This window comes from Alicyclobacillus pomorum DSM 14955, from assembly GCF_000472905.1.
Classification (GTDB): Bacteria; Bacillota; Bacilli; order Alicyclobacillales; family Alicyclobacillaceae; genus Alicyclobacillus_A; species Alicyclobacillus_A pomorum.
In genome coordinates, this window is record NZ_AXAR01000035.1 from 1 (window position 1) to 2,016 (window position 2,016).

The window sequence follows — 2,016 nt, forward strand, 5'->3', positions numbered from 1 at the left end:
GCCACGGTGTCTTTTCACAGGAGCATCGCAAGGTTCTGGAAGAAATCCGTCGTTTCATCGATTGACCTGCATGAACGAAACAAAAAGACGACTCTTATTCAAATTTGAATGAGTAGTCGTCTTTTCATTCAGTCCAACATTGCGGCATGTCGTTTGAACTGATCCTCCAAAACGAGACATGCCATTGCGAGTTTAGGTTACGGGACTGCTTTCATTACCCGCTCTGAAGGAGGAGCTTCGAAGCGGTAAGCTAATCGAGCTTCAGTTGGACGATGAGCTCCCCCCTAGGAGCATCGGCCTCGCTGTCCGCCGTGACATCAAGTTGTCGTTTAGCGGCTGATCGTTTCACCCGAATGCTCCTTTCTCAGAGCGAGTAGTTTGCATAAGCTCATTCAATGCCTGGGTTAAGCCATCGTTCAATTTATTATTTCAACGAAAAAGCCTGTAGACCCCTTACGATGGGAAGGTTTGTCTACAGGCTGGGACAAATGTTAAAACATATTTCTTCCCTGCGTCATTGCTGCCTAAGGCGATCGCCGTTTCAGCGTACCGACTGCAGCCAGCTTTGTTCCCCAGCCGCCGCATGTCCAGCTTCGTTCGTCATGATAAGTTCGGCTCCTTAGTTTACAGCTTTTAAAGCGATATCCAACACTTCCTCAATAGAGCGGGCGGAGCGGTTCCGTTTGATCAGCGCCACGCCGATCTCCAGCGCGATCCGCTGTGCCCGTTCGCGGGCCGCCGCATCTTCGATGTGGTCGATGTCCGCGACGTGGATAAAGCCATGGACGCGGCACAACATTATCGCCCCGGCAAATCCGATTGTGTCCTGCAGCAGTCTTGCCACATACAAATCCTGATATCCTCGGGTCTTCGCCATCCGGTCGGCGGCATGCCCGTTCCAAAGCTCGCGGAACTGAAGCTCGAATTGTGTCCATAAGTCGTGCACGGTATCCAGCAGGTAGCGGCGGTAATCGGTGCGCTCCAGCGCATCCGTGCTCCAGCCCTCTTGGCCTGAATAGTTCAGCAGCAGATTGGCGATAACCGTCCCGATATCAAAGCCCATCGGACCGTAATAAGCAAATTCGGGATCAATGACCTTCGTAGAATCCGGCTTGATGAAGATATTATCTGTATGCAAATCGCCATGCAGCAGGGCCTGTGCTTTCGTCAGAAATTTCTCCCTCAGCAGCGTGACCTCGAGATGCAGCTCCTTATCCGCCCAAATGCGCTCAACGGCATCACGGATATGAGGCTCGAAGATATTCATCCGGGACTTTGTATAAGGAGCGTATAAGATGAGATCCTCGGTGATATTGCAAAGCTCCGGATTGATGAACGATTTCACCCGCAGTTTCTTCTCCTGTTGGTCCATGGCCAGGTCCGAGGTGAAGAACAACGTCCGCGCCAAGAATGATCCGATATGCCTGGCGAACAACGGATAACGGCCCCGCTCCATCAGTCCGCGGCGCATGACGATGTGGTCGCTCAAATCCTCCATGACCATCAACGCCAAATCCGGCTCGTACGCGTATACCTTTGGCGTCAGATCAGGACAAAGCTCCCCTTGAATGCGCAATGCTTCGCATTCAATGCGTACTCTGTCCAGCGTCAAGGGAACCGATTCGCCGATCACCTTGGCGTAAGGCAGCGCCTGCTTCAGAATTAAGGCTCGCCCTGATGCCGGGTCCGATATATGAAACACAAGGTTAAGATTACCGTCGCCGATCTCCCGTGACTTCAGCTGCGCACCATCCGGGAATACATCCTCGATGCCGTGTGCATACTCGACCGCTTCCGCTTGCGTTAAGGCGTGATAATTTGTCATTTCCGCATCCCTCCTTTTAGCGATAACTACTGGTATGAGGCAAGGGGAAATTCTTGGTCTAAGATGGAGCGATGTTGATTTTCAAGCCAAATCATTAAACGGTACCGAAGCTAATTGCTCCAGGCTATCGATCTTCGGTTCCGTGAAGCCCGCTTCTTCCAGCTTCGAACGGTAATATTCATTCTTGTTCC

Annotated in this window: 1 protein-coding gene and 1 pseudogene; one reads left to right on the plus strand and one right to left on the minus strand. The window is 51.8% G+C overall.

What is annotated here, in order from left to right; genetic code table 11:
* Positions 1–619: 619 nt before the first annotated feature.
* Positions 620–1,825, minus strand: coding sequence for an S-methyl-5-thioribose kinase (gene mtnK, locus YWK_RS0117470; protein WP_026965781.1), 1,206 nt, complete (start codon positions 1,823–1,825; stop codon positions 620–622).
* A gap of 7 nt (positions 1,826–1,832) precedes the next feature.
* Here mtnK and YWK_RS22980 point away from each other — a divergent pair.
* Positions 1,833–1,922, plus strand: a pseudogene (locus tag YWK_RS22980) (tyrosine-type recombinase/integrase); the annotation flags it as partial.
* Positions 1,923–2,016 lie beyond the last annotated feature (94 nt).

Bases quoted from the DNA above. Each gene is read 5' to 3' on its own strand.
- mtnK (WP_026965781.1), bottom strand. From the start codon at position 1,825: ATGACAAATTATCACGCCTTAACGCAAGCGGAAGCGGTCGAGTATGCA.